The organism is Bacillus sp. BB081 (genome assembly GCF_008368895.1).
Lineage (GTDB): Bacteria > Bacillota > Bacilli > Bacillales > Bacillaceae_G > Bacillus_A > Bacillus_A wiedmannii.
In genome coordinates this window covers 30,944-55,889 of record NZ_QOZX01000015.1, presented here as the reverse complement: position 1 = coordinate 55,889, position 24,946 = coordinate 30,944, and the positions used below count along the sequence as shown (strand labels likewise).

The following is a 24,946-nucleotide window of genomic DNA, read 5'->3' as shown; positions in this document are numbered from 1 at the left end:
GAGTTCTATGATTACTCAAGAACAAATAATGAACGCATTAAAACATGTAGAGGATCCGGAGTTACACAAAAATATTGTAGAATTGAATATGGTTAGAAATATACAAATGCATGGAACAGAGGTTAAACTTGAAGTAGTGCTAACGATTCAAGGTTGTCCATTAAAGGCAAAAATTAAACAAGATGTGGAAGAGTCTCTTCAGGCAATTGGTGCATCTAAAGTAGATTTGACATTTGGTTCTATGACACAAGAAGAACGAGCTGCGCTAACAGAGAAATTAAAGAAAAATAGTAGAACAGAAACTGGAATGCCGAGCATGCTTCGCCTTGATTCAGGGGTACGATTTATTACTGTAACGAGCGGTAAAGGTGGAGTTGGAAAATCAACGGTGACAATTAACCTTGCAACTGCTTTAGCTCGTATGGGCAAAAAAGTGGGGATATTAGATGCAGATATATATGGTTTTAGCATTCCAGCTATGATGGAAACGAATCAAAAACCGACGATGATTGATCAAACAGCAATTCCAGTTGTTAGTCACGGTGTTAAAATTATGTCGATGGGATTTTTTACGGAAGGAAATAACCCAGTTATGTGGCGCGGGCCGATGTTAAATAAATGGATTCAAAATTTCCTTGCGAATACGCACTGGGGAGAATTAGATTATTTACTTCTTGATTTACCACCTGGTACAGGAGATGTTGCTATTGATGTTGCAGCAATGATCCCGCAGGCGCAAGAAATTATCGTTACAACACCACACAACGTAGCTTCATTCGTAGCATCTAGAGTAGGTGTTATGGCAAAACATACGAAACACGAGATTTTAGGGATTGTAGAAAATATGGCTTATTATGAAGAACAAGATGGATCGAAAAATTATCTCTTCGGAAGAGGTGGCGGCGAAATGCTTGCAGAACAATTGCAAACAGAAGTGATTGCACAAATACCTTTTGCAAAACGAGAAGAAAATAACGGTTCATCTGTATATGATGAAGACTCTCTTGTAGGAGAAGTGTTTACATCGTTAGCGGAGGATATTATTTATAAAGGATAGAGGGGGAAGTTTAGTATGGCGTGTAATATCGATCATTCTATGGAAGATGTAATGAATAAGCTTGAAAGTCAGAAGAGTTTTTTACCGGAAGTGATTTTTAAAGAGTTAAAGGGATTTTTGCGAGGGAATCATTCACAGGAAATATTAAATGATGTCTTTCATCTTCTAAAGAAGTATGACTTAGTTAGTGAAGAAGAACGAGAGATCAGAAATACTCAATTATTGCTGATTATAAAATAAATACGCTTTGGCCTTTGTTTTTTTTGCAGAAGGGGTGAATGTAATGAATATGAAAAAGATGATTGAAATGGTAGAAGCAACTAAAGAGACCAACGAAGAATTATCGATTTCTACTTTACATCAAAAGCTTGTGAAGTTGTATAGTCAAAAAGATAGTGCAGAGTATACGGAGCTATTAAAATATATTTTATCATTATCCGTGCAGCTGAAGCTGAATCTTGTATTGAAATATTTTGGTGTGAGTCCGGTTGTTGCTGCAGATGAACGTATGCAATTTCAAGAGATATTTAAATGTTTAACTAAGAAAGATGATAATGGGGAATGGTTTCTAAATTTCGTTTCTTTATATGTAGGAATAATTGTAGTTCTTCATTTTGATGAAAAAGAGATTGAGAGAAGTTTTTTCGATGATATGGTAGTAGATGAAGGGAATGCAATATAAGATTCTGCTTATAACATCTTTCTATTTAATTGCTTTAACTGCGATTTTAGTTCGTTATTTAAATATAAAGGTAACTAATTAATAAAAAGTGTTCTTCAGTTGTTTCCATCGTTTTTTCATGTTACCATTAAGCGAATTTTTCATAGGGAGAGAAAGCGATGAAATGGATTTATTTTATTATTATTAACGTTATAGCTTTTAGCCTTATGGGGCTTGATAAACGAAAAGCGAAGAAGAAACAGTGGAGAACGCCAGAAAGTACGTTGTTTTTATCAGCGGCAGCTGGAGGCGCAGTTGGTGCTTGGATCGGTATGTACATGCTTCACCATAAAACACATAAAAAGAAATTTGTTTTCGGTATACCATTACTTGTCGTTATAACAGTATGTTTACTTTTTGTTGTATGAAAAATGTCGAAAGAATTGCAGATTGATTATTGGTAAAGTGAGCATGCGGGACCGTATAATGGAGAAAAATGAGAAGAGGAGAAAAGGGAAGATGGGGAGTCAATCAGCACAGCAAAAAAAAGGGATTATATATGCAGCTGGTGCTTATACGATGTGGGGAATCCTACCAATCTATTGGAAATGGGTTGAGGAAGTTCCAGCAGATGAAATATTAGCACACCGCATCGTTTGGGCGTTTGTTTTTATGTTACTTGTATTAGGTGTTACGAAGAGGTTTCGTCAGTTTATTGGGGAGTTCGTGAACCTTTTTAAACGACCTAAATTATTAATGTCATTAACAATAGCTTCAGTCTTGATTAGCGGAAACTGGTTTGTCTACATATGGGCCGTTAATCATAATCATGTCATTGAAGCAAGTCTTGGATATTATATTAATCCGCTTATTAGTATTTTACTTGGTACAGTCGTTTTAAAGGAAAAGTTAAACTTTTGGCAATATGTTGCAGTTGGTTTAGCTGGAATAGGGGTTATCATTTTAACAGTCCGTTTCGGATCTATTCCGTGGGTTTCTTTATCACTTGCCTTTTCATTTGGATTATACGGATTAACGAAAAAATTGTTAAACTATGATGCGACAATTGGTCTTACGATGGAAACAATGTTAGTGACGCCGTTTGCAATTATTTATCTCGTTATGACAGGAGCGCATGGATTCGGTTCATTTGGATCTATTTCCATGTCATCGACGTTACTATTAATAGGAGCAGGCATTGTTACAGCTTTACCACTTTTTTATTTTGCAAAAGGAGCACAACTTATTCCGCTTTATATGGTAGGATTTTTACAATATATTGCACCAACGATTAGTTTGATTTTAGGTGTATTCGTATTTGGTGAACATTTCACATCTACTCATATGATGGCATTTTTCTGTATATGGGTTGCATTATTTGTGTTTTCAATAGCGAAAACAAAGTTTTTAGTGCAGAAGCAACCGAAATTTATAAAAAATAAATCAGCAAAAGTATCATAATGCGTAGTATTTTCTACGCATTTTTCTTTATACTGATACTATATAGATTTCCATTATAGTCAGTAGGGAGCTGAGAACGTGGAAACAATTTTACATAATGATCCGCTTATGGCCGCTGTAATTTCATGGTTTCTAGCACAATTTACGAAAGTAGTCTTTAAATTATTCAAAACGGGTGAATTTGATTTTGCAAAGTTTTTCGCTTCAGGTGGGATGCCGAGTTCTCATGCTTCAACTGTTACAGCACTTGCGACAGGTGTTGGCGTTGTGGAAGGTGTGGAAAGTACCTTATTTGCTATTGCTGCTATCTTTGCAATAATTGTTATGTATGATGCTTCAGGAGTAAGACTTGCAGTTAGTAAACAAGCGAAAATATTGAATGAGTTCTTTCACGGTAGACAAACAGAATATAAGAAGTTAAATGAACTTGTCGGGCATACACCGTATGAAGTAGTAGTCGGTGCTTTAGTAGGGATTATTGTCGGAGTGGGATATTGCTTATGAGCAGAACATTTTATATGTTCTGTTTTTCTTTGTTTTCATACATATTTAGCTACCTTTTTGAATATCGTTATACGGATTTCGAAAGGGTGGGTGAGTAACTTGTTATTATATGAAAAAGTGCATGAAGAAATAGCGAGAAGAACAACTGCACTTCAAACGATGCAACGGCAAGATGGAACGTGGCAGTTTTGTTTTGAAGGAGCACCATTAACAGATTGCCATATGATTTTTTTATTAAAATTATTAGGTAGAGATAAAGAGATAGAACCGTTTGTAAAAAGATTAGCATCACTTCAAACAAATGAAGGAACATGGAAATTGTATGAAGATGAAGTGGGTGGCAATTTATCTGCTACAATTCAATCTTATGCTGCCTTGCTTGCATCGAAAAAATATACAAAAGAAGATGCGAATATGAAACGAGCGGAAATGTTTATAAATGAGCGTGGCGGGGTAGCGCGTGCTCATTTTATGACGAAGTTTTTATTAGCGATTCATGGAGAATATGAATATCCTTCACTCTTTCATTTACCAACACCAATCATGTTTCTGCAAAATGATTCTCCCCTCAGTATATTTGAATTGAGTAGCTCAGCACGTATTCATTTAATTCCGATGATGGTTTGTTTAAATAAAAGATTTCAAGTAGGGAAAAAGTTATTGCCAAATTTAAATCACATTGAGGGCGGGGGCGGAGAATGGTTTCGGGAGGATCGGTCTCCGATGTTTCAAACGTTATTAAGTGATGTAAAGCAAATTATATCGTATCCCCTTTCTTTACACCATAAAGGATATGAGGAAGTCGAACGTTTTATGAAAGAGCGTATTGATGAAAATGGAACGTTATATAGTTACGCAACTGCCTCATTTTATATGATTTATGCTTTACTCGCGTTAGGACATTCTCTTCAATCATCGATGATTCAAAAAGCTATAGCAGGGATAACATCTTATATATGGAAGATGGAAAAAGGGAATCATTTGCAAAACTCTCCTTCAACTGTATGGGATACGGCTTTACTCAGCTATACGTTACAAGAGGCCCACGCTTCGAAAGATAATAAGATGATTCAACATGCAGCAGCGTATGTATTAAAAAAACAGCATACAAAAAAAGCTGATTGGAGCGTACATGCACCGGCGCTGACTCCAGGCGGTTGGGGTTTTTCGGATGTGAATACGACAATTCCAGATGTCGATGATACAACAGCTGTGCTAAGAGCGTTGGCAAGAAGTAGAGGGAACGAAAATGTAGATAATGCTTGGAAGAAAGGGGTCAATTGGGTTAAAGGATTACAAAATAATGATGGTGGCTGGGGAGCATTTGAAAAAGGTGTGACGAGCAATTTATTAGCAAATTTACCAATTGAAAATGCAAGCGATATGATTACAGATCCTTCCACACCAGATATTACAGGAAGAGTGTTAGAACTTTTCGGGACATACGCGCAAAATGAATTGCCTGAGAAACAAAAACAAAGTGCGATAAATTGGTTAATGAATGTGCAAGAGGAAAATGGATCATGGTATGGGAAATGGGGGATTTGTTATATATATGGTACGTGGGCTGTTATGACTGGTTTACGGTCACTCGGAATTCCAACTAGCAATCCATCAATGAAAAGAGCAGCTTTATGGCTTGAACATATACAGCATGAAGATGGTGGGTGGGGGGAATCGTGCCAAAGTAGCGTGGAAAAAAGGTTCATTACTTTACCATTTAGTACACCATCCCAAACAGCATGGGCGTTAGATGCTCTCATTTCTTACCATGATGAAGAAACACCAGCTATTCGAAAAGGTATTTCATATTTGCTTGCGAATCCTGATGATAATGAACACTATCCTACCGGAACAGGTTTACCAGGTGGGTTTTATATTCATTATCATAGCTATGCATATATATATCCGCTACTTACTTTAGCACATTATATAAAAAAATATAGAAAATAAACCGAGAGGATATCTCTCGGTTTATTTTGTTGGGTAGTAGGTCCCTGTTGAAAAGAATAAGGTTGTGCGTTCCTTATTTTTCTGTTGACCGGCGTTTTTGACGTGCATCAGCGGCATTTGCACGTGCGTTTGCTTCTAAGTCATTGTGGTCAGCGAGTTCACGAGAGAACTCAACATCAATGCCATCAGCAGCTTTGTTTTGCTTGGAATTTTTTTTGTTCATTCGACACAATCTCCTTGTGTTTTATGCGACGTTGCAAAGTTAGTTTGACACAAATAGACTTTTTTATACAAAGAGGAATTGGGAAGCAAAGAGCCGAAATATACAGTATAAGTAATAGAAATGGGGGATAGGGATGGAGTTTTTAAATGGAAAAACAGCTGTAGTAACAGGAGCTGCACAGGGAATTGGAAAAGAGATTGCAAGGGTTTATGCAAAACTAGGGGCTAAAGTATTAATTAGCGATGTAAATGAAGAGAAGCTACAAAAAACGACACGTGAGTTATCAGATGAAGGATATGAAGTGAAGCAGTATCGTTGTGATGTGAGTAATCAAAATGATGCGAAGTCCTTAATTGAATACGCTGTCCAAACATTTGGTACATTGCACATTTTAGTAAATAATGCAGGAATTACGCGAGATGCTATGTTACATAAAATGGAGAAACCAGAATGGGAACAAGTACTGCAAGTAAATTTAACAGGTGTTTTTTATTGTATGCAACCAGCGCTTCTTTACATGAGACAACAAGGGTATGGACGCATTATTAATATATCTTCAATTAGTAGAGAAGGAAACATAGGTCAAGCGAATTATGCGGCTACGAAGGCAGGCGTTGTAGGTTTAACGAAAACGGCAGCAAAAGAAGTTGGAAGTTTCGGCATTACGTGCAATGCGATTTGTCCAGGGTTTATGGATACAGATATGACAAAAACGATACCAGATAAAGTGAAAGAAAAGATGGTTGGCGCGATTCCAGTTGGTAGAATTGGAACGCCAGAAGATATTGCGAACGCAGCTGCCTTTTTAGCGTCAGAATACGCATCCTATATTACAGGAGAAGTATTGAATGTGAGCGGAGGACTACAAGTTTAAAGGAATACATAATGAAAAGAACCTGACCGGATAGGCCAGGTTCTTTTTTCGTTAATTTAAGTTGAGCCAAACGCTCTTCACTTCTGTATAGTTATTTAATGCGTAAGATCCCATTTCACGGCCAAGACCAGATTGTTTAAATCCTCCGAATGGAGATGCTGCATCAAAGACGTTATAACAGTTTACCCATACAGTACCAGCACGTACTTTACTTGCAACATAGTGTGCTGTTTTAACATTTTCTGTCCACACACCAGCCGCTAAGCCGAACTGTGATTTATTTGCACGTTCAATTACTTCATCAATATCGTTAAAAGGTATTGCAGAAATAACTGGACCGAAAATTTCTTCTTTTGCGATCGTCATTTCGTCATTTACGTCAGCGAATACTGTAGGAGAAACGAAGTAGCCTTGATCGAATGGATTGCTTCCTCCGCAAAGTACTTCAGCGCCTTCTTCAATCCCTTTTTCAATGTAGCCCATTACACGTTTTTGTTGTTCTTCGGAAACGAGAGGACCGATTGTTGTTTCAGGGTTAAGACCGACACCTTGATTTAGTTTTTTAGAATAGAGGACGAGATCAGCCATGACATTATCATACATTTTCTTCGGAACAAATAAGCGTGATCCAGCAGAGCATACTTGTCCTTGGTTAAACATAACACCAGAAAGTGCACCAGGAATCGCGCGAGATAAATCAGCATCTGGCAAGATGATATTTGGTGATTTACCGCCTAACTCAAGTGTAACGCGTTTTAATGATTCAGATGCTTGTCGCATAATTTGTTTACCGACTGGAGTAGAACCAGTAAATGCAATTTTATCAACGAGTGGATGATTAACGAGAGCTTGTCCAGCTGATTCACCGAATCCAGGAACGATATTAATAACACCTTTCGGGAATCCAGCTTCTTCAATTAATTCAGCTAAGTATAGAGCAGATAGTGGAGTTTGCTCTGCAGGTTTTAAAACGATTGTACATCCTGTAGCAAGCGCTGCTCCCATTTTCCACATTGCCATAAGAAGTGGGAAGTTCCAAGGAATAATTTGACCGACGACACCAACAGCCTCATGGCGTGTATAGTTAAAGTAATTACCAGAAACAGGAATTGTTTGACCGACGATTTTCGTAGCCCAGCCAGCATAATAGCGCATATGTTCAATTGCAAGTGGTATGTCTGCTGCCATTGTTTCACGGATTGGCTTTCCGTTATCTAATGTTTCGAGCTGTGCAAGCTCTTCTTTATGTTCTTCCATTAAATCAGCTAACTTGTACATAAGACGGCTTCGCTCAGCAGTGCTCATGCGAGACCAAGGACCTTCGTCGAAAGCCATGCGAGCTGCAACGACAGCTTTATGAATATCTTCTCGACCAGCCTCGGAAACGACGGCAAGTGTTTCGCCGGTTGCTGGGTTAGGTGTTTTAAATGTTTTTCCGGAAGCGCTTTCGATGAAAGATCCATTCACATATAACTTTTTTGTACCTTGAAGAAACTTTTCTACCTTTTCATGAAGATTTACAGCTAGTTGACTCATTGTATAACCCCCTTGAAAATATAATGTAAACGCAGTACGAGACAGCGTTTATTCCGAAATCAAGGATGTGGGAACTAGATGGAAAGCCTCTAATTTTAATCATAATTAACAAATACTGAAAATTCAAATTTCATTTGTGTTACAATTGTAAAAAATATGTAATGTAAGAGAAACTTCTATATGATTATAAAAAATCCTGCTTGTTTTTGCTTTCTAGTAGGAAAAACTAGAAGAACAATGGTACAATAATACATCGTGAGAGGAGGGAGAAAATGAAGAATTATCATGATGATCCACGCTTTCGAATTGCCCATAGAGAAGCGTTAATTGGTCTTGGACTTGCTATTATCAATTTTATAATATGGTACGGATTTGCTTATGGGCTTGGTAGTAAAAATCCAAGTGAATATACATATGTATTCGGTTTTCCAGCATGGTTTTTTTATAGCTGTATCGTTGGATTTATCGTTATGGTTATTTTACTTAGTTTAGTTGTTCGTTTTGTATTTCAAGATATTTCACTCGATGAGGAAGAAAAAAGTGAGGAATAATAGATGAATTGGTATGTAATCATTCCAATGATAATTTCGTTTATCGTTGTATTTTTAATTGGTGTATATGCTTCAAGACGCGTACAAGCGACTGCTCATAATAAATTTTTACAAGAATATTTTCTTGGTGGGCGTGAACTTGGCGGTTTATTATTAGCGATGACAATGATTGCTACGTATGGTAGTGCTAGTAGCTTTATTGGTGGTCCAGGTATTGCGTACAATATGGGCCTCGGATGGGTATTATTATCTGCGATTCAAGTTGTAACAGGGTATATCGTTTTAACGGTTATCGGTAAAAAGTTTGCAATTATCGCTAGGAAGATGGAAGCCATTACTCTTATCGATTATTTAAAGGGAAGATACAATAATAAAGCAGTTGTTATACTTTCTGCGTTATGTATTATTATCTTCTTATTTTCAGCAACAGTAGCTCAATGGGTCGGCGGTGGCCGATTAATTGAATCACTAACGGGTCTATCTTATACAACAGCACTATTTTTATTTACTTTTTCTGTACTTGTGTACGTATTAATTGGTGGATTTCGTGCAGTTGCTTTATCAGATACGTTATTAGGTATCATTATGTTAGTTGGAACGACAATCATTTTAATTGCTACTGTCATTGCCGGTGGTGGAATTGAAAAAATTATGCAGGAACTTGTTCAAATCAATCCGAATTTAATTACACCATTCGGAGCGGATGGTAGTTTAACGAAATCATATGTGACATCATTTTGGATTTTAATTGGGATTGGCGTTGTTGGTTTACCGCAAATTAGTGTGCGTGCCATGTCTTATAAAAATTCAAAAGCTATGCATCAAGCGTTAATAATTGGAACGGTTGTTGTAGGTACAATTATGATTGGTATGCATTTAACAGGTGTATTTGCGCGAGTCGTACTTCCGGGTATAACGGTACCGGATAAAGTCATGCCGCTACTCGCGATGGAAGTGTTGCCACCTTGGCTAGCTGGAGTTTTCTTAGCTGCGCCAATGGCAGCAATTATGTCTACTGTAAACTCATTATTGTTACTTGTAAGTTCATCAATTATTAAAGACATATACGTAAATTACATAAATAAAGATGCAGCAGACAGTACGATTAGAAAAGGAAGTTTGTGGATTACTGGTATCGTAGGGCTACTCGTTTATGCAGCAGCAATTAAACCACCAGATTTTTTAATATGGTTAAATTTATTTTCTTTCGGTGGGTTAGAAGCAGCATTCATTTGGCCAATCGTATTAGGGTTATATTGGAGAAAAGGAAATGCAACAGGAGCGCTTGCCTCTATTTTAGTTGGGGTAGGGTCATATATGTGTATTCATCTTTTCTATCCAAATCCGTTCGGTATACATACAGTTGTCTTCCCAATTTGTTTTGCGTTTATAGCTTATATCATTGGAAGTATGGGTGCTGTGAAGAAAAACAGTATAGGTTAGAGGAAGAACGTAGTCCTTATAGGACTGCGTTTTTTCGTATAAATTTGTTCTTTTTTATTCTGTATACCTATTGTTATTCATAAATTAATAACAATTGAGGGGATGGAGTTGAGGTCGATGAAAAAAGTATTATTTTTGGGAGACCCAGGAATTGATGACTCTTTAGCCATCATGTACGGAATTATGCATCCTGATATTGATATTGTTGGTGTTGTAACCGGATATGGAAATGTAACACAAGAAAAGGCGACAAGTAATGCAGCATATTTGCTACAAATGGCAGGGCGGGAAGATATACCTGTTATTAATGGTGCGAAAATTCCTTTATCCGGAGATGTTACAACGTATTATCCAGAAATTCATGGGGCAGACGGTTTAGGACCAATTAAACCTCCAAAAGCTTTTTCGCCAAATATAAAACCTTTTTGTGCTTTTTTTGATATTCTTGAAAAGTATAAAGGAGAATTAATCATTGTTGATGCTGGTAGGTCAACGACACTAGCGACAGCATTTATTTTAGAAAAGCCGATGATGAAGTATGTGAAAGAATATTATATAATGGGTGGTGCTTTTTTAATGCCTGGCAATGTGACACCAGTCGCAGAGGCGAATTTCCATGGTGATCCGATTGCGTCCCAATTAGTTATGCAAAATGCCAAGAATGTGACATTAGTGCCACTTAACGTTACATCTGAAGCAATTATTACGCCAGAAATGGTGAAATATATTACGAAACACTCTAAAACGAGTTTTAATAAATTAATTGAACCGATATTTACGTATTATTATAAAGCGTATAAAAAGTTAAATCCGAAAATAACAGGTAGCCCAGTACATGACGTTGTTACAATGATGGTTGCGGCGAATCCGTCTATTTTGGATTATGTGTACCGTCGTGTTGATGTGGATACAGTAGGGATTGCAAAGGGAGAAAGTATTGCTGATTTCCGTCCACAACCTGATGCAAAATCCTTAAAGAATTGGGTGCGAATTGGTTGGTCATTACATTATAAAAAATTTCTCGAAGACTTCGTGAAAATTATGACGTAGACATAATAGGAGAATACAAGTTAAAATAATGGAGATGATTACTAAAATAATCATCTCCATTATTTTGTTTGAAAGAGATAGATAGAGAAGAGTTATACAATAGGAGAGGAATTTTACTTGAAAAAAACTATAGTATGCGCAGTGATTGTGGGTATTTTCGTTTTGCTAATATCGGGTAATTTTTTAGTGAAAAAAGTGTGGAGTTCAAATAATGATGATGCACAGTATATCGCATCCTTTATTGAAGAACATAAAGATGAAAAAAATAGTGCGCTTCTCGTGAAGAGAAATGATAAAGTTGTTTATTCTGTAAATCCAAATGTTGTATTGCCAGTTGCTAGTACGATGAAGTTAATTGTGGCGCTTGAATATACGAAACAAGTTACGGAAGGGAAAATTGATCCGTCTAGTTTCGTTTCCATTAATGATATAAATCGTTATTATGTGCCGAATACAGATGGCGGTGCACAAGATAGGTGGCAAAGGTATTTGCAAAAGACAGACAAGATAACAGAAGGGGCAGTTTCTTTAGAAGAAGTGGCAAAAGGAATGGTTAAGTTTAGTTCGAATGCGAATGCTGAATATTTGATGGAAGTGTTAGGATTAGATAATATTAATCGTAATTTACAAAGTTTATCGCTTCCAGCACATCAGCCGCTATTTCCGATTGTTTCATCTTTATACATCCCTGGGTATTTGCATAAAGAACTACATGTTCCGAAATATAAAATAGAGAAAAAGTTAAAAGAAATGTCTCAAGAGCAATATCGTGAATATGCGATGATTATTCATGAACGCTTAAAAAAGAAGGGGCCATTATTACAGAAGGAAATACCTCTTTATTTAGAGGAACGTTACGATAAAATTTGGTCAGATCGATTACCAGCAGCTTCTGCAAACGATTATATGGTACTGCTTCAAAAGGCAAATCATAAAGGTGGACTGACAGAAGCCGAAGAAAAAGTGTGGGCGAATATCGTTGAAACAGATATGAGTGCTAAGAAATATCGTAAAACATTTAGACATGCAGGGCAAAAAAATGGCTATACGCCATGGACTGTTACAAAAGCAGTTTATGCGATGGATAAACGCGGGAACTGTACAGAAATAGTGTTCTTAGCAAATGATTTAAATGAAGACGACAGTGCAGAAATACGGAAACATTTAGCAAACTTACATTTTCAAGTGTTGCAAAGTGATAAGTATGATGCGACTTTTATTAAATAAACTCGGTGCAGAGAGCACCGAGTTTATTTTTATGAACAAGCACTTTTTTCCGATCTCTGGGTATGATGGGGAGTAATACTTAGGTGAAAGGGGAAAAGGTGATGAAACAAAGTAAAGAAGAGTTTATAAAGAGTGAAGGCGCTGATTTCCCTGGGAAAACATATGTGGATTGTGTATTACAACATGTATTTAATTTTCAAAGAAATTACTTATTGAAAGATATGTTTCAAGTGCATAAAGCGCATATTACGATGCTGACGGAAGAAAATTTAATGAAAAAGGAAGAAGCTAAAGTTATACTACACGCATTAAAAAAGGTAGAGGGAATTCCAGAAGAGCAATTGCTCTATACAGAGCAGCATGAGGATCTCTTTTTTTTAGTGGAACATTTAATTTCTCAAGAAGCGAAAAGCGATTTTGTAAGTAATATGCATATTGGTAGAAGTAGAAATGATATGGGTGTAACGATGTATCGCATGAGTTTGAGACGATATGTATTACGATTAATGGAGCATCATTTGTTATTGCAAGAAAGTATATTACAACTTGCCGATGATCATAAGGAAACGATTATGCCAGCTTATACACATACACAACCAGCGCAGCCAACAACATTTGGTCATTATACGTTAGCGATTTATGATACGATGCAGAGAGATTTAGAACGAATGAAACGAACGTACAAACTTTTAAATCAGTCTCCAATGGGAGCAGCCGCTCTTTCTACAACAAGTTTCCCAATTAAACGAGAGCGAGTTGCCAATTTACTTGGGTTTACAAATGTAATTGAGAACTCATATGATGCTGTTGCTGGAGCGGATTATTTATTAGAAGTTAGCTCGTTACTTATGGTAATTATGACGAATACGAGCAGATGGATTCATGACTTTTTACTATTAGCGACGAAAGAATATGATGGTATTACTGTTGCAAAGCCATATGTACAAATAAGTAGCATTATGCCGCAAAAGCGAAATCCAGTTTCCATTGAACATGCCCGTGCGATTACGAGTAGCGCTTTAGGAGAAGCATTTACAGTATTTCAAATGATTCATAATACACCATTTGGTGATATTGTCGATACAGAAGATGATTTGCAGCCGTATTTATATAAAGGAATTGAAAAGACCATTCGTGTTTTTTGTATTATGAATGCAGTGATTCGAACGATGAAAGTAAAAGAAGAAACGTTGAAAAGTCGTTCTTATAAACATGCAATTACGATAACTGATTTCGCAGATGTTTTAACAAAAAACTATGACATTCCATTTCGGCATGCGCATCATGCAGCGAGTGTTATTGCGAATATGTCATTGGAGCAGAAAAAGGAGCTACATGAATTACATTTCAAAGATGTAAATATATACTTACAAGAAAAATTTAAAATAAAATTATTAGAAAAAGAGTGGGAAGAAATTGTATCACCAGAAGCTTTTATACAAAAAAGAAATGTATACGGTGGACCGAGTAAAAAAGAAATGGAGCGCATGATTAAAAATCGAAAAGAATCATTTCAGAAAGAAGAAGAGGTATTTGAAAAGGAAAAACAGAGAATTTTACAAGCGAAAAATGATTTGAATACGTTAGCTTCGAATATTATTGAATCGTAAAAGAGGGATTTAATGAATTAATCGCCAATACTTAATGAAACTATAAATAGAGAGAAGAGATTGTCGATGATTCAATTACATGTATATGAAGAGATTCTTAATTTTAAAGAAGAGGTTACACCATTTTTAGAAAAGAATGAGCAGGAAAATAATTTAATGTTAGGTATATTACAAGTAGCTCAAGAACCGACGTTTATGGGCGTAGCGAAACGAGGAGAAGAAATTGTAATTGTATTTCTTCAAACAGAAGAGAAGATACAAATGATTGTTGCAACTTCTGAAATTCCGGAAGTAGATATAGTGAAACTTGCAAAAGAGTTTTCGAAAGTATATCCAGACATTCCTGGATTGATCGGTAATAAGAAAACTGTACAGAGATTAGCGGAAGAGATTGCGGTGTTAGAAAATAAGAAAACGAATGTTGTAATGGAACAAGGTGTGTATGCATTACAACAAGTTAAGAAGAAGTGGACCGAGGATGGGGCTTTTCGAGAAATAGGTAGTGATGAGCTACCATTAATAGAACAGTGGATTTATCAATTTTGCGAAGATGTAAGGCTTCCTACTACGAAAGAAGAAGCGAAACAAACCGCTCATACATTAATTACGAACCGTCGGCTATTTGGTTTAGATGTAGATGGGAAGCTTGTTTCTGTAGCTGCAAAAACGAGACCGACTACAAACAATATAACAGTTAATTTCGTATATACACCGAAAGAAGCGCGGAAAAAAGGGTACGCATCTAGTTGTGTCGCTGCACTTAGTCAACGTATGTTAGATGAAGGATATAAGACGACTACGTTATATACTGATCTAGCGAACCCTACGTCTAATAAAATTTATCAAGAAATTGGTTATGAACAAATTGCGGAGTCTGTGCTCATATTTTTAGAGAAGTAGAATAAAAAGGCGTGCTATTTTAGCATGCCTTTTTATTATTCATCAATTCTAATAAACTCGCCTTGCGGGAAGTTCTCAGTTTCTAGTAAGCTACGAATAGCTTTTGCCACATATTCAGGTGATAATAGCTTTCCTTCTTCTTTTAGTGTGATGAATCGTTCTAAATTAGTGAAGTCTTCTTTATTTGTTTCACGAATTTGTGCTTGCATATTTGTATCCACAACACCAGGTGCAAAAGCGACGATTTTTACTGGATATTCTTTTTCCTCTTCTTCAGTCGCTACGCATTGTGTAAACATATTTACACCAGCTTTCGTTGTACAATAAGCGCCCCATCCAAAGTAAGGATTTTTTCCTGCACCAGATGAAATGTTAATAACACGTTTATCTACTTTCCAGCCTTTCGTATGTTTCATGAATGTAGATGTAAGAATCATAGGGGCAAGTAAATTAATGTGAACGTTCGTAATGAATTGTTCGCTTTCTGCTTTTTCAATCGGCTTCATAGGTGCAACTGTACCCGCATTATTAATTAAATGAATAGAAGATACATTGTCTTCTTTAATGGATGAAATGATTTCGTTAAAGTTAGTTTCTAAATGATGTACATCTTGAAGATCTAAGGAATGGAAAATGCAATTGCTGTTATATTGCTCTGCAAGTTTAGTAAGCTCTTTATTTTCTCTTCTAGAAATAGAGATGATGGTTGTGTTTTCCTCTAATAATTGCGCGGCGATTGCCTCACCTAAACCTTGTGAAGTTCCTGTTACGATAACATAGCGCATAGTGTAGTAAGCTCCTCTCGTATGTGCGGAATTTTGTTGGACAAAGTACATTGCATAGTTTGTCTACATTTTATAGTATAGAGCACTTTTTACTATAATTGAAATGAGATGATTGTGTGCCTTTTATAAATCGTTTTACAACAACAGTACCTGGTGCCGTCACGTTCACTGGGAATACGTTAGGGCTTAGCCCTACATCGCCTGCGCCAGGTAATATTTTTGGTACACTTGCTGTATTTACGACAGTAAATACAGCGTTGCAAGTACCAGGATTCCCAGCAGGGACAACAGATGAATGGCAGTTGAATTCTTCAAGTGCAATTTTAAATCTTCCAGCGGGAAGTAGTGTGTTATATGCAGAATTAGTTTGGGCTGGTACTTTCCGGACTGATACGGAAGATGTTTTACCGTTTTTAAATGATAATATTACATTTACAACACCGGCTGGAACTTTTTCTGTTACGCCAGATCCTGCTACTGCGCAGCAAGGTTCAGTAGGGAATCAGTTTTATTATGCGCGCTCTGCCAATGTAACGAATCTTGTTAGTGCAGGCGGGGCAGGAACTTATACTACAGGTGCAGTGCCAGCTGCAAGAACTTCATTTGATCCAACTATTAGTCGTTCGGCTGGTTGGACACTTGAGGTTGTGTATCAAAATGCAAGTTTGCCACTTCGGAATTTATCAGTTTATGCAGGTCAAGAAATTATCGATGCTTCATCACCACCAGTGGATGCTACTATTTCAGGATTTGCTACTCCAGCCACAGGAGCTGTAACAGGACGGGTGCTCGTAACTGCTCAAGAAGGTGATTCTAACATTGTTGGAGATCAACTTCGTTTTGGACCAAATGCAAATACTACAGTTGCATTATCCGGCCCGAGAAACCCCGCAAATAATTTTTTTCAGTCACAAATTTGTAACGATATTGGAGAGTTAGATACAACTGGAACGTTTGGAGATTTGAATCAGCCTTTAGGGATAGCTTTAGCCGTCCGAAGACAAGGGTGGGATATTACAAATGTAAATGCCTCTGCATCATTAGTAAATAATCAAACGTCAGCAACGGTTAGATTCGTTACTAATGGAGATGGATATGCTGCAGCTGGTTTTGGGGTTCAAATTGATGCAACGGGGCCAATTATTAATCCTGTTAAATCGGTCAATAGAACAGTTGCAGGAGTTGGAGATATTCTTACCTACACAATTACAGTTCCTAATACAGGTACGGGAAGTGCAGAAAATGTTATATTACAAGATAGTATTCCGAACGGAACGACGTTTGTTACAGGTAGTGTAACGGTAGGTGGAGTAACACAGCCGAATGCGAACCCTGCTAATGGAATTAATTTAGGCACAATCCCAACTAACGCGCAAAGAGTTGTTACATTTCAAGTACGAATAACATCGTTTCCGAACCCAAATCCTATTCCGAATCGCGCAATGGTGTCATATCAATTCCGTCCTTTCGTCGGTAGTCCACCAATTACAAGTATGTCTTCTTCAAATTCAGTACAAACGACAGTGAATCAAGCAACTATAAGTATGCAAAAATCTGTAGATTTACAGACAGCAACCCTTAATGATGTATTAACATACACAGTTAATGTGACGAATAATGGAAATGTCACTGCAAATAATGTTGTTTTTGTTGATAGTATTCCTGGTGGCACAACATTTGTTCCAAATAGTGTTACGGTAAATGGGGTAGCACGTCCAGGAGCAAATCCAGCAAGTAGTATTAATCTAGGAAGTATTAATGCTTCGCAAACGACGGTAGTGCGTTTTCAAGTTCGAGTAACATCTAATCCGCTTGTAAATCCAATTCCAAATCGTGCGAGTGTAACATTTAACTTTACTCCAGTACCTGGTCAACAACCAATTTCAGGACAGGCGACAAGTAACACTGTATTTACTACAATTAATGTAGCTGATATAAGAACGAGAAAAGCAGTGGATAGAGCTTTTGCGACAGTGAATGACGTTCTTACGTACACTATTACAATTGAGAATGCCGGAAATGTACTTGCGACAAATGTTATTTTTCAAGATCCAATTCCAATTGGAACAACTTTTATCGCAAATAGTGTGACTGTAGATGGGGTTTCACAACCAGGAGTAAATCCTTCGACTGGGTTTGCGGTAGCAAATATTTCTCCAGGTGGAAGTAGGACAGTGCGTTTTCAAGTCCGAGTGACATCTACGCCATCAGGAGGTACGATTGCGAATCGTGGAAATGTATCTGCTAATTTCGTTGTTATTCCGAATCAACCACCAGTGACGATTAATAGACAAACGAATACAGTTGTGACACAAGTTAATACAGGCGGTTTAAATGTAATAAAAGAAGTGAATACAACGCAAGCGGCAGTAGGGGATACTTTAACATACACAATTGCCGTCCAAAATACAGGAAACGTTCCGTTAACAAATGTATTTTTCCAAGACACTATTTCTTCAGCGGTTTCTTTCGTTGCAAATTCTGTAACCGTTAATGGAGTATCGCAAAGTGGATTGAATCCGAATACAGGATTCTCTCTTCCGAATATTCCTGCGGCTCAAACAGTTGTAGTCACATTTGACGTATTAATTGTACAGGATCCAGAAAATGAAGATATTTTAAATCAAGCAAATGTAACAGCGAGTTTTCAAGTGAATCCGAGTGAACCACCAGTAACAATCAATGTTCCGAGTAACATTGTGAATACAACAGTACAATCAGGGAACTTTGAAGTTGTGAAATCAGTGAATACGAATGTTGCAACGGTAGGGGATGTTTTAGTATATACAATTGAAATCATAAATGCAGGTAGTGTACCAGCTACAAATGTATTTTTTCAAGATTCAATTCCACAAGGGACATTATTTATTGAAAACAGTGTAGTTGTTAATGGTGTTTTACAAGAAGGGGCAGATCCAGAACTTGGATTCTTATTAAATAATTTGCCTACTGGCGCGAGTGTAATTGTTACGTTTGAAGTATTAATTGATGAAATTCCTCAAGGAAATAATGTTGTAAATAATGCGAATGTAACTGGAGATTTTCTTGTAAATCCAACAGAGCCACCAATTACTGTAACGGTGCCAAGTAATACTGTTAATACAGTGGTGAATTCTTCAGGGCTAAATGTAATAAAAAGTGTAAGTGCTACTGAAGCAGGTGTAGGAGATACGTTAACGTATACAATTCGTATACAAAATAGTGGAACAGTAGCAGCGACAAATGTATCATTCGTTGATCCAATTCCATCTGGAACAACGTTTGTAGCAAATAGTGTAACGATAAATGGAACGCCTCAACCAGGTTTAAACCCAACAACTGGATTTCCACTTGCTAATATTCCAGTAGGAGGGATGGTAACAGTTACTTTTCAAGTGACAATCACGAGTGAACCGCCAAATAGAGTTCTGCCGAATAATGCGAATGTAACTGCGGATTTCCAAGTAAGTCCTCTCCAGCCACCAATTACAATTGTAACAATTAGTAATATTGTTGTGACGCGAGTAAATGTAGGATCACTTAATGTAATGAAGAGTGTAAATACACCACAAGCAGGAGTAGGAGATACGTTAACGTATACGATTCTTATTCAAAATACAGGAACTGTTCCTGCAACGAATATTATTTTTCAAGATCCAATTCCGTCTGGTACTGCGTTTGTAGCAAATAGTGTGACGATAAATGGAGTTGTTCAGCAAGGCGCGAATCCTATGGTAGGTTTCCCAGTACCAAATATTCCGGTCGGGCAAACATCTACGATTACGTTTCAAGTTACAGTGACGAGTGTTCCGAGCGGTGGAAATATAAGAAACCAATCGAACGTTACTGCAAGTTTTCTTATAAATCCAGCAAACCCTCCAATAACGACTGTTACGAATAGTAATTTCGTTGTGACGCAAGTAAACACTGCTCGATTAAATATACAAAAATCTTCATCTGTACAACAAGCTGCACTTGGAGAGACTTACACGTATTCTGTAGTCATTCGAAATAACGGCACAGTAACAGCAACGAATGCTTCCTTTATTGATCCAATTGCTCCAGAAACAACATTTGTAGCAAATAGTGTAGCGATAAATGGAACGCCTCAACCTGGATTTGATCCAAATATAGGTTTTACGCTTCCTAATATCGCTGCTGGAACAGCATTGACTGTAACATTCCAAGTAACAGTAGTTGCGCCATCCACGCGCGGAGCTGTACTAAACACGGCATCTGCTACAGCCACTTTTTTATTAAATCCTTTACAGCCTCCTGTAACAACGACAAATTCAAGTAATACGACAGTAGTTACGATACCGTTACCTCCTCCTGGTGAAGTAACAGCAACAAAAACAGTTGATGTTGCTGCTGGAGCGGTTGGGGATGTATTAACGTATACAGTGCTAATAACGAATGTAGGAATTATCCCAGTTACAGATGTACTCTTTCAAGATGTCATTCCAGAAGGGACGACGTTTGTTGACAATAGCGTAACGATAGGTGGTATACAGCAACTTGGTTTGAATCCAGAAATAGGCTTTACAGTTAGTCCATTATTAAATGCTGGTGGAAGTATTACGGTAACATTCCAAGTGACGATTACAGAGGTTCCAGATAATGAAGTCATATTAAATGATGCCGACGTTACATTTACTTCACAACCGAATTCGCAGGAACCGCCGATTACGCAAACGATATTAACGAATTTAGTTGTTACGACAATTAATATTGCTTCGATTTTTCCATTAAAACTAGTAGATAAAGAAGCAGCGACGGTTGGAGAAATATTAACCTACGATGTACTAATTTTTAACTTTGGAACAGTGCCGGCAACGAATGTCCAATTTCTTGATTCTAGTACGAGTGGTGTAGCGTTTGTACCAGGAAGTGTGAGTATAAACGGAGTACCAGCACCGGGATTAAATCCGTTTATAGGTTTTACAGTTCCTGATATACCTGTAGATGATTTTGTGCTTGTCACATATCAAGAGATGGTAACGAGCGTGCCTCAAGGTGGAACAGTTGTTAACTTTGTAGACGTTACAGCGACATTTGCTGTAAGTGAAACAGAGCCGCCTATTACGGAGACGACGACAAGTAACACGACATTAACAGAAATAAATGAACCTGGTTTGAATGTTTTAAAATCAGTGAGTCAGCCGGTTGTTGCAGTAGGCGATACAATCACATATACAACAGTAGTTCAAAATATAGGAACAGTGGTAGCGACAAATGTTCAATATAGTGATGTATTACCGTCCTCGATCACATTTGTACCAGATAGTGTAACGATAGATGGTGTGCTACAACCTGGATTCAATCCTAATAATGGATTCCCACTTCCAGATATAAACCCAGGGGCTAGTGTAGAAGTTACATTTCAAGTAACGGTAGTCAGTGTTCCATCAAACGGAACAATTGCCAATACGGCAAATGTTACAGGAAGTTTTATATTAGTGCCAGGAGAACCACCAGTTGTAGTGAATCAGCCAAGTAACACGACGCTCACAACTGTAAATAGAGGACGATTTACTGTTATTAAACAAGTAAATAGAGCAGCTACTCTCGTTGGAGATGTATTAACGTATACAGTTCAAATAACGAATACGGGAACAGTAACAGCAAATGATGTTCAGTTTATTGATACGATCTCAGTAGGAGCGTCATTTGTCCTAAATAGTGTAACGATAAATGGAATTTCGCAACCGAATTTAAATCCAATTACTGGATTTGGAGTTGGGGATATACTCGTTGGGGAAACGGTTATCGTGACGTTTCAAGCGACAGTTACAAACATCCCGTCATCAGGAACCATTACGAACGTTGCAAATATAACGGGAAACTTTACTTTAGTACCAGGAGAGCCACCAGTTGTAGTAACAGAGCCGAGTAATACGACAATAACAAGGGTAAATAGAGGACGATTTAATGTTATAAAAACCGTAAATAAAGAAGCAACACGATTAGGGGATACGTTAACTTATAGTGTGCAAGTTACAAATACGGGAACGGTAACAGCGACGAATGTTCAGTTTATCGATGTTCCGTCACCTAGTTTAGAATTCGTTCCTGGAAGTGTGCAAATAAATGGAATTCCGCAAGTAGGTTTAGATCCATTTGTAGGCTTTTCATTACCAGATCTTGCAGTAGGGGATAGCTTATTAATTACATTTGAAGTAAATGTAATCGCGGTTCCACCTTCTAGTAGCATTATGAATACAGCGAGAGTAACTGGTGATTTCGAATTGATTCCAGGAGAACCACCGTTTACAATTACGAACTCAAGTAATACGACAGTCACACCAGTAAATAGAGGTAGTTTAGATATGTTGAAAGAAGTAGATCATCCGATTGTTGGAGTAGGAGAAACGGTAACGTATACTGTTCGTATATTAAATACAGGTACTGCTGATGCGATGGATGTTCAATTTATAGATGTGTTATCTCAGGAAGCTGATTTCGTCCCAAATAGTGTAACGATAAATGGAGTTCCGCAACCAGGGTTAAATCCACAGGTTGGATTTACGATACCAGATATCCCAGTCGGTGAGACGGCACTTGTAACATATGAAGCTACAATTACAAGTTTTCCAGATGGTGGTACAGTAGTAAACGTTGCTGGGGCGTTAGCAGAGTATATTTTAGTACCAGGAGAGCCACCGGTTATAGTAATGGACACGAGTAATACTGTTATTGTAACAGTAAATACTGCAATTTTATTTGTTGCAAAAGGAGCGGATTTTGAAGTAGCGATGGTAGGAGATGTTGTCACTTACGGAATTGCTGTTATAAATGATAGTACAGTTCCTGTGACGAATATTGTTTTAACGGATATCATTGATTCGAATACGCTATTTATAAATGGCACGGTAACGGTCAATGATGTACCTTTTCCATTTGCCAACCCGAATACTGGTATTCCGTTAGGTGATTTTCAACCAAATGATGCAGCTATTATTAATTTCCAAGTTGTAATAACAGGAGGACAAATAAATAACTTAGTTACAAATACAGCGACAGCGAGTGGGTTTGCAACTGTGAATCCAAATGAACCGCCTGTAGTAGTTGAAGGCGATAGCAATACAGTTGTTATCCCGTTTATTCCTCAAAATGTCTCAACGACAGTCGTAAAAACGGCGGATCATCAAACAGCAACAATTGGAGATGTTATTACGTTTACGACAGTTATTACAAATACGGGAGATACAGCGATACAAAATATTCGTTTTCAAGATATGTTAGATAGTAGTGTTCGATTTGTTCTTGGAAGTGTAAAGGTTGATAATACGCCAGTGCCAAATGTAAACCCAGTATCAGGATTTCTTATAGGAAGTTTAAATCCAGGTGAAGCACGCACAGTCTCGTTCCAAGTAGTAGTTCAGAGCGCGCCAAGTGGTTCAGGAAATTATATAAATCAAGCGAGTATTCGCTTCGAACATCAAGTAGGTACAGTGTTACCACCGGTTACACAAATAATAGAAAGTAATATTGTGGTCATACCGTTCGTCCCAACGATCGAACAAATTTGTGAAACGAACTTTAATTGCTTAAATAAAATTCCATTTCAATGTTCTCCGTGTAATCATTTGCACGAACATAAGAAATAAAAACAAAAAGAGCATTTTGTGAAGTGCCCCCTAAAAGTTAGACACGGTTATTTCATTAGGCAGCTTGATAAAAGTGAGTCCGGTATGTACCGGGCTCATTTTTAATTTTGCCTTAATCCGTAGTGCTTTTTCTATATCATTTAAAGCGATGGATCTATTGTTAAAAAAGTCAATTGATTTTTAAAGTTTAAAAATATTTTAATTTTTTAATAAAGGAACCTAAATCATAACCTGTTTTTATTATAGCTATAGCTGAAATCACAATTAATGGATATTTAATATATGGATTGTTGAGGAGTTCCATTATGTTTTTCATGTTGTAAACCTCCTTGGCATTATTTATATCATTATATTTACAATATAGAATATAATGTAAAGAAAGATACTTAATTGAAGGAGAACTAAACAAAATAATAGATAAAAAAACCTTTATTTTTATCATTTCTTCTACAAGTAATTAAGAGTCAGTATAGCATATAGAAACAGATCTTAGGAAAGAAGCTATTAGGCAATTGAAATAAGCCTCTACTTTTACCGTATTTAGTTTAAGAATTAGTTTGTCCAATTCTTTTGAAACATAACTATAATAATTTAATTTCAATATCATAAGCAACTCAATTATTATATAGAAATACAAATTCAATGACTTGAGTTCAATGTTTTGTTACGCTATAAATAGCTTGATTTGTTTTTAACTTAAACATATTAAGAGTACTTAATAATTTTGATGAAGGTGTACTTACGAGTATTTCAGGAAATAGTGCTCAAGATTTACAGCAACAGGGAGACTTAAATCAGTCTAGTACTCTATCAAAAGAGGATGCAAAGAACCAGATTTTTAATCTATACGGGAACGATCTTAAATTTGTTGAGGAACCTGAGATCAAAGAAGTAGTATATGTGAATACGTCCTATAAAGTAAAATTTATGCTCTGGATCTTTAGCTCAGCTGGTTAGAGCAAACGGCTCATAACCGTTCGGTCGTAGGTTCGATTCCTACAAGGTCCACTTATAAAAACAAGGAGAAAGCACTCAAATGGGGGCTTTCTCCTTGTTTTTAATAAATAAAATGTCTTTTTTCCTTTAGCAAGGTTTATAAAATTCTAAGAGTTCAACTGGAATATTATTTTTGTATGCTATACATGCTTTTGTATCACCAGGCTGAATGGTCTTTTTGTCAATTAACAAAAGCGCAGCAAACGTATTTGCTTCTATCTCTAATTTGTCAACGGAAAAGAATGTATTCTTACGCAGAAAAGGTGTATTTGCATGAGTATGTAGGACTGCATGTCCTAATTCATGAGCACAAACAGTTCTTTGCATAGATGGAGACAAATTAGTATTAATGACAATGAAACGATTTCTTTTTTCATATTTATAAAAACCATTTATTTCTTCATGTAAATCCCATGTTAATATATGTATTTTTAAGTAATCTGCAAGCTCATAGGGGTTTGTCGTGTTGTATTTGGTGCTAAGTTGTTGGACTAGATCTCTAATGACGAATTTCAATGTATTCCCT

At 36.9% G+C, this 24,946-nt stretch carries 20 protein-coding genes, 1 tRNA gene and 1 pseudogene; 17 read left to right on the top strand and 5 right to left on the bottom strand.

What is annotated here, in order from left to right; genetic code table 11:
• The first annotated feature begins 7 nt into the window (after positions 1-7).
• The 7 genes from DN394_RS07850 to DN394_RS07820 all read left to right on the top strand — a co-directional run bounded on the left by DN394_RS07850 (position 8) and on the right by DN394_RS07820 (position 5,636).
• Positions 8-1,057 carry a P-loop NTPase gene (locus DN394_RS07850; protein WP_097917341.1) on the top strand — a complete coding sequence of 350 codons (1,050 nt, stop codon included), beginning with the start codon at positions 8-10 and terminating at the stop codon, positions 1,055-1,057.
• Positions 1,058-1,072: 15 nt separating this feature from the next.
• Entirely contained in the window at positions 1,073-1,297 is a 225-nt protein-coding gene (locus tag DN394_RS07845) for a group-specific protein (protein WP_097917340.1), read from the top strand.
• A gap of 43 nt (positions 1,298-1,340) precedes the next feature.
• Positions 1,341-1,739: a nucleoside triphosphate pyrophosphohydrolase family protein gene (locus tag DN394_RS07840; protein ID WP_149293706.1), complete on the top strand. Its 399-nt coding sequence runs from the start codon at positions 1,341-1,343 to the stop codon at positions 1,737-1,739.
• 158 nt (positions 1,740-1,897) lie between these two features.
• Complete coding sequence (locus DN394_RS07835; RefSeq protein ID WP_149293705.1) at positions 1,898-2,146, top strand: DUF1294 domain-containing protein; 249 nt, start codon at positions 1,898-1,900, stop codon at positions 2,144-2,146.
• Positions 2,147-2,237: 91 nt separating this feature from the next.
• Positions 2,238-3,179 carry an EamA family transporter RarD gene (rarD, locus tag DN394_RS07830; RefSeq protein WP_000535553.1) on the top strand — a complete coding sequence of 314 codons (942 nt, stop codon included), beginning with the start codon at positions 2,238-2,240 and terminating at the stop codon, positions 3,177-3,179.
• A gap of 78 nt (positions 3,180-3,257) precedes the next feature.
• The gene (locus tag DN394_RS07825; protein WP_000447813.1) at positions 3,258-3,683 is read left to right on the top strand and encodes a divergent PAP2 family protein; all 426 of its coding nucleotides are present in this window, start codon (positions 3,258-3,260) and stop codon (positions 3,681-3,683) included.
• A gap of 99 nt (positions 3,684-3,782) precedes the next feature.
• Positions 3,783-5,636, top strand: coding sequence for a terpene cyclase/mutase family protein (locus tag DN394_RS07820; RefSeq protein WP_097994607.1), 1,854 nt, complete (start codon positions 3,783-3,785; stop codon positions 5,634-5,636).
• A 73-nt stretch (positions 5,637-5,709) separates the two neighbouring features.
• Here DN394_RS07820 and DN394_RS07815 read toward each other — a convergent pair whose 3' ends face one another.
• Positions 5,710-5,859 carry a YfhD family protein gene (locus DN394_RS07815; RefSeq protein ID WP_046957774.1) on the bottom strand — a complete coding sequence of 50 codons (150 nt, stop codon included), beginning with the start codon at positions 5,857-5,859 and terminating at the stop codon, positions 5,710-5,712.
• Between the two features lie 133 nt (positions 5,860-5,992).
• Here DN394_RS07815 and fabG point away from each other — a divergent pair, with 133 nt between their 5' ends.
• On the top strand, positions 5,993-6,733 hold the full coding sequence (gene fabG, locus DN394_RS07810) for a 3-oxoacyl-ACP reductase FabG (RefSeq protein ID WP_000395032.1): 741 nt from the start codon (positions 5,993-5,995) through the stop codon (positions 6,731-6,733).
• Positions 6,734-6,784: 51 nt separating this feature from the next.
• On the opposite strand, the gene dhaS is transcribed toward fabG, so the two are convergent.
• Positions 6,785-8,269 carry an aldehyde dehydrogenase DhaS gene (dhaS, locus tag DN394_RS07805; protein ID WP_000080285.1) on the bottom strand — a complete coding sequence of 495 codons (1,485 nt, stop codon included), beginning with the start codon at positions 8,267-8,269 and terminating at the stop codon, positions 6,785-6,787.
• A gap of 272 nt (positions 8,270-8,541) precedes the next feature.
• Here dhaS and DN394_RS07800 point away from each other — a divergent pair, with 272 nt between their 5' ends.
• From DN394_RS07800 to DN394_RS07775, 6 genes are all read left to right on the top strand, one after another.
• Positions 8,542-8,820 carry a YhdT family protein gene (locus DN394_RS07800; protein ID WP_000800722.1) on the top strand — a complete coding sequence of 93 codons (279 nt, stop codon included), beginning with the start codon at positions 8,542-8,544 and terminating at the stop codon, positions 8,818-8,820.
• Between the two features lie 3 nt (positions 8,821-8,823).
• Entirely contained in the window at positions 8,824-10,263 is a 1,440-nt protein-coding gene (gene panF / locus DN394_RS07795; protein WP_097917337.1) for a sodium/pantothenate symporter, read from the top strand.
• Between the two features lie 117 nt (positions 10,264-10,380).
• A complete protein-coding gene (locus DN394_RS07790) occupies positions 10,381-11,313 on the top strand; it encodes a nucleoside hydrolase (RefSeq protein WP_000756435.1) in 933 nt (310 codons plus the stop codon).
• 117 nt (positions 11,314-11,430) lie between these two features.
• On the top strand, positions 11,431-12,540 hold the full coding sequence (locus DN394_RS07785) for a serine hydrolase (RefSeq protein ID WP_000751363.1): 1,110 nt from the start codon (positions 11,431-11,433) through the stop codon (positions 12,538-12,540).
• A gap of 83 nt (positions 12,541-12,623) precedes the next feature.
• Positions 12,624-14,150 (top strand): argininosuccinate lyase, encoded by a 1,527-nt coding sequence (gene argH / locus DN394_RS07780; protein ID WP_098092229.1) that lies wholly within the window; start codon positions 12,624-12,626, stop codon positions 14,148-14,150.
• 60 nt (positions 14,151-14,210) lie between these two features.
• On the top strand, positions 14,211-15,050 hold the full coding sequence (locus DN394_RS07775; RefSeq protein ID WP_141545411.1) for a GNAT family N-acetyltransferase: 840 nt from the start codon (positions 14,211-14,213) through the stop codon (positions 15,048-15,050).
• Positions 15,051-15,085: 35 nt separating this feature from the next.
• On the opposite strand, the gene DN394_RS07770 is transcribed toward DN394_RS07775, so the two are convergent.
• The gene (locus tag DN394_RS07770; protein WP_046957779.1) at positions 15,086-15,835 is read right to left on the bottom strand and encodes a (S)-benzoin forming benzil reductase; all 750 of its coding nucleotides are present in this window, start codon (positions 15,833-15,835) and stop codon (positions 15,086-15,088) included.
• A 116-nt stretch (positions 15,836-15,951) separates the two neighbouring features.
• On the opposite strand from DN394_RS07770, the gene DN394_RS07765 reads away from it, so the two are divergent.
• Complete coding sequence (locus DN394_RS07765; RefSeq protein ID WP_149293704.1) at positions 15,952-23,424, top strand: DUF7507 domain-containing protein; 7,473 nt, start codon at positions 15,952-15,954, stop codon at positions 23,422-23,424.
• Between the two features lie 187 nt (positions 23,425-23,611).
• Here DN394_RS07765 and DN394_RS29350 read toward each other — a convergent pair whose 3' ends face one another.
• Positions 23,612-23,740: a hypothetical protein gene (locus tag DN394_RS29350; RefSeq protein WP_000789922.1), complete on the bottom strand. Its 129-nt coding sequence runs from the start codon at positions 23,738-23,740 to the stop codon at positions 23,612-23,614.
• A gap of 410 nt (positions 23,741-24,150) precedes the next feature.
• Here DN394_RS29350 and DN394_RS29345 point away from each other — a divergent pair.
• Together DN394_RS29345 and DN394_RS07755 are read left to right on the top strand one after the other, a co-directional pair.
• Positions 24,151-24,330 (top strand): annotated as a pseudogene (locus DN394_RS29345) (M4 family metallopeptidase); the annotation flags it as partial.
• Between the two features lie 28 nt (positions 24,331-24,358).
• Positions 24,359-24,432: transfer RNA gene (locus DN394_RS07755), tRNA-Ile, on the top strand.
• Positions 24,433-24,507: 75 nt separating this feature from the next.
• On the opposite strand, the gene DN394_RS07750 is transcribed toward DN394_RS07755, so the two are convergent.
• On the bottom strand, positions 24,508-24,936 hold the full coding sequence (locus DN394_RS07750) for an ImmA/IrrE family metallo-endopeptidase (RefSeq protein ID WP_046957781.1): 429 nt from the start codon (positions 24,934-24,936) through the stop codon (positions 24,508-24,510).
• Positions 24,937-24,946: the final 10 nt, after the last annotated feature.